General features: G+C 71.8%; 5 protein-coding genes. All 5 read right to left on the bottom strand.

The annotated features are described in order from the left end of the window. Positions 1 to 72: 72 nt before the first annotated feature. Genes fabG through FOE67_RS20955 form a run of 5 tightly spaced genes read right to left on the bottom strand, consistent with a single transcriptional unit; the run spans position 73 to position 3,167 of the window. Positions 73 to 819: a 3-oxoacyl-[acyl-carrier-protein] reductase gene (fabG, locus tag FOE67_RS20975; protein WP_182666396.1), complete on the bottom strand. Its 747-nt coding sequence runs from the start codon at positions 817 to 819 to the stop codon at positions 73 to 75. A gap of 34 nt (positions 820 to 853) precedes the next feature. Next, positions 854 to 1,363 carry a 3-hydroxyacyl-ACP dehydratase FabZ family protein gene (locus FOE67_RS20970; protein ID WP_182666395.1) on the bottom strand — a complete coding sequence of 170 codons (510 nt, stop codon included), beginning with the start codon at positions 1,361 to 1,363 and terminating at the stop codon, positions 854 to 856. Then, positions 1,360 to 1,758, bottom strand: a complete 399-nt coding sequence (locus FOE67_RS20965; RefSeq protein WP_182666394.1) for a 3-hydroxyacyl-ACP dehydratase FabZ family protein — start codon at positions 1,756 to 1,758, stop codon at positions 1,360 to 1,362. The genes FOE67_RS20970 and FOE67_RS20965 overlap by 4 nt, the downstream gene beginning before the upstream one ends. Continuing rightward, positions 1,755 to 2,018, bottom strand: coding sequence for an acyl carrier protein (locus FOE67_RS20960; protein ID WP_143623014.1), 264 nt, complete (start codon positions 2,016 to 2,018; stop codon positions 1,755 to 1,757). Before FOE67_RS20960 ends, FOE67_RS20965 begins: the two co-directional genes overlap by 4 nt. 33 nt (positions 2,019 to 2,051) lie before the next feature. After that, positions 2,052 to 3,167 carry a beta-ketoacyl synthase N-terminal-like domain-containing protein gene (locus tag FOE67_RS20955; protein ID WP_182666393.1) on the bottom strand — a complete coding sequence of 372 codons (1,116 nt, stop codon included), beginning with the start codon at positions 3,165 to 3,167 and terminating at the stop codon, positions 2,052 to 2,054. Between the last annotated feature and the right edge of the window lie 18 nt (positions 3,168 to 3,185).

Here is a 3,185-nt window from a genome sequence, read left to right as displayed (position 1 = left end):
CTCGTCGCCTACCTGGCGGGCGGGTGCCCGGCTGTCGTCATGGTGTTTCCCGGGTTCGGGCGGTGACGGGATTCAGACGGTCATGCCGCCGTCGATCTGGATGACCGACCCGGTGATGTAGGCGGCGCGTTCGCCCGCCAGGTAGGCGACGAGATCCGCCACCTCCTCGGCCCGGCCGAAGCGTCGCAGCGGCACCTGCTTCGCCGCTTCCTTCTTGACCTTTTCGGAAAGCTCGGCGGTCATATCGGTCTCGATGTAACCCGGCGCCACCACATTGACCCGGATGTTGTACCGGCCGACTTCCTTGGCGAGTGCCTTGGAGAAACCGATGATGCCCGACTTGGAGGCGGAATAGTTGGACTGGGTGGCGTTTCCGTACACACCGGCGATGGAGGAGATGTTGATGATCGTGCCGGATTTGCGCTTCATCATCTCGAAGATCACCGAGCGGCACACGTGGTACACGCCGTCCAGGTTGGTGTCCAGAACGGCGTGCCAGTCCTCGTCGGTCATGAGGACCAGCGGGTTGTCCCGGGTGACGCCGGCCGAACCGACCGCCACGTCGATCGGCCCCAGCTCCGACTCCGTGCGGGCGACCCACTCCCGGACCGACTCGGCGTCGGTCACGTCGACCCGGACGGCGAGCACCCGGTGACCGAACTCGCCGGCCTCCTTCTCCAGTTGCAGCGCGGCCTGCTCGTCGGAGCGGTAGCAGAAACCGACGTCGTACCCCTCGGCGGCGAGCCGCAGGACCACGGCCCGGCCGATGCCCCGCGATCCGCCGCTCACCAGGGCGACCGGGGCTGTGTTGTCCGTCATGACGTTCTCCTCATCGACTGTGTCGGTCGGCCGGTCACCGGCCGCCGGTCCGGGACACGGCCCCGGGGTGTGGGTCCGGGGTGACGGCCCGGGGTCGTTCACCCGGCCGGAAGGCGACGGTGACCCGCCCGACGCTCAGCACGGGTTCGCCGTCGACCCGGCTCCCGCCCTCGAAGATCATCGTGTCGTTCACGGCGCGCTCCAGGCGGGCGTGGTGTTCGACGGTGTCGCCGGGCAGGACCCGCCGGTGGAACCCGACGTCGCTCATGGAGCCGAACAACATGACCTGTCCCCCGACCCCGTCGCCCGCCAGGCGCTTGGCCAGGAGCCCCGCCGCCTGGGTCCACGACTCGATCAGCAGAAAGTCCGGATAGGCCAGCTCCTCGCGGGTCGCCCGCGGGCCGAGCCGGGCGTACCACGGTTCGTTCACCGTGACGGCCTTGATCGCCCGGATCGCGTCCGGCCCCAGCTCGATCACCCGGTCGACCAGCAGCATCGGGTACCGGTGCGGAAGTGCGGCGCGCACGCCCTCGGAGGTGATCACGCGGGATCCTCCCGCCGGTAGCGCAGGCGGATCGAGGCGGCCCGGCCGCGCTCCGTCTCCACCCGGGCGACGCAGCGCCAGTCCTCGCCGCGCGGCGACCAGCTCAGCTCGATCCCCAGTTCGTCACCGGGGTGGACCGCGGTCAGGAACCGGCAGGACTCCACGGCCGCCAGCCGCGCCCCCTCGGCCCCGGGCGGCATGACCGCCTCGGCGGCGCGGCGCACGCACTCCATCACGCAGACGCCGGGGAAGATCGGGAAGTCCGGGTAGTGCCCGGCGAAGACGGGCTCGTCCCCGGTGATCGTCACCGAGAAGCCCGCCGACCACGCCCCGGAGCCCTCGTCCCGGGCGGGTTCGCGCACCGGCCGGGGGACGGCCAGGACCGGGCTGGTCACGAACACTCCCGCAGCTTCTGGCACAGCAGGTCGTAGGTGCTCTCCAGGGTCCGCACCGAACGCATCTCCGTCTCGGCGAACTTGATGCCGTACCTGCGCTCCAACACGACGACGACCTCCAGGGCCATCAGGGAGTCGACGCCCAGCGACTCCACGAAGTCGGCACCGTCCCGGATCTCGGCCACGTCGGCGTCGATGGTCTCGGCCAACAGCTCCCGCAGTTCTTCCCGGTCGAGTCCGGTGACCGCGTCGATTGTCATGCTCTTCCCTTTCGTAGGACCGGTGGGTGGTCGTCAGCCCACCGGCAGGCGCAGCGCGGCACAGGCGACCACACCGTTGTCGTCCACCGAGGAGACGAGGGCGACGCCGCCGGAAGGGGGCGTCGCCCGTTCGGCGAGGCCCAGCAGGGCTGCGATCTGGAAGGCCGCGGAGGCCGCCGCGGTGTCCCCGATGGCCTGCATGGACGGCGCCCGGTCCACCACCTCGGCGCCGAAACGCGCGGTCAGCGCCTCGCGCTCCCGCTCACCGGCGAGGCCCGCGAGCCCGGAGGTCGAGACCGCCCACACCTCCCCGGGGTCGACCCCGCCGCGCCGCAGGACCCCCTCCACGCAGGCGGTGAGTGCCTCGTGCGGGTCGTCGCCGAAGTACACCCGCGATTCCACGGCGAGCACCTCGGCCAGGGCGCGGCCCTCGGCTCCCGGCGAGTCGGCGGCCTCCAGCATGAACATGGCGCATCCCTCGCCGAGGAGGGCTCCGGCGGCGTCCTCGCCGCGCCGGTGGTGGTCCAGCCACGCCCGCGCGTTCGAGAACTCCTCGGCCGCGCCGTACAGCACGGTCCTGGCGCGGCCGGAACCCAGCAGGCCGCGGGCGTAGCTCAGCGCGGACAGGCCGGCGACGCGACCGCCGGCGATGGTGGTGTTCGGCCCCTTGAGGCTGTGCCGGATGGCGCACTGGCCCGCGGCGCAGTTCATCACCGCGTTCGGCATCAGCGAGGGGTCCACGTAGAACGGGCGCTCCCCCACCAGCGAGGCGCGGGTGAAGTCCATCATGCTCTGCGCGCTGCCGGTGGTGGTGCCCAGGACCAGGGCGGTCTCCTCGTCGGAGGCCGTGCGCCGGTCGCCGGCGTCGCGCAACAGGTCGCGGACCGCGGTGGCGGCCAGCCCGGTCACCCGGTCCATCGACCGGGTGCCCTTCCTGCCGAGGACCTCGCGCAGTTCGAATCCGGGCACCACGCAGGCGCGGCTGTCCGGGCCCGCCCACTCCCCGGGGTCCAGTGCGCGGGAGGTGTCCTCGCCGGCCAGCACGCCGGCCACGAACTCGTCCCTGCCGATGCCGAACGGCGACACCGCGGACCAGGCGGTGATCACCGGCCGGGGCGCGGCCGTCGACACGGTCGCCGAAAGGGTCATGGTCACATTCCGTTCTGT

The sequence above is a fragment of the Streptomyces calidiresistens genome (assembly GCF_014141525.1).
Taxonomy (GTDB): Bacteria; Actinomycetota; Actinomycetes; order Streptomycetales; family Streptomycetaceae; genus Streptomyces; species Streptomyces calidiresistens.
This window is presented reverse-complemented; position numbering and strand designations above follow the sequence as displayed.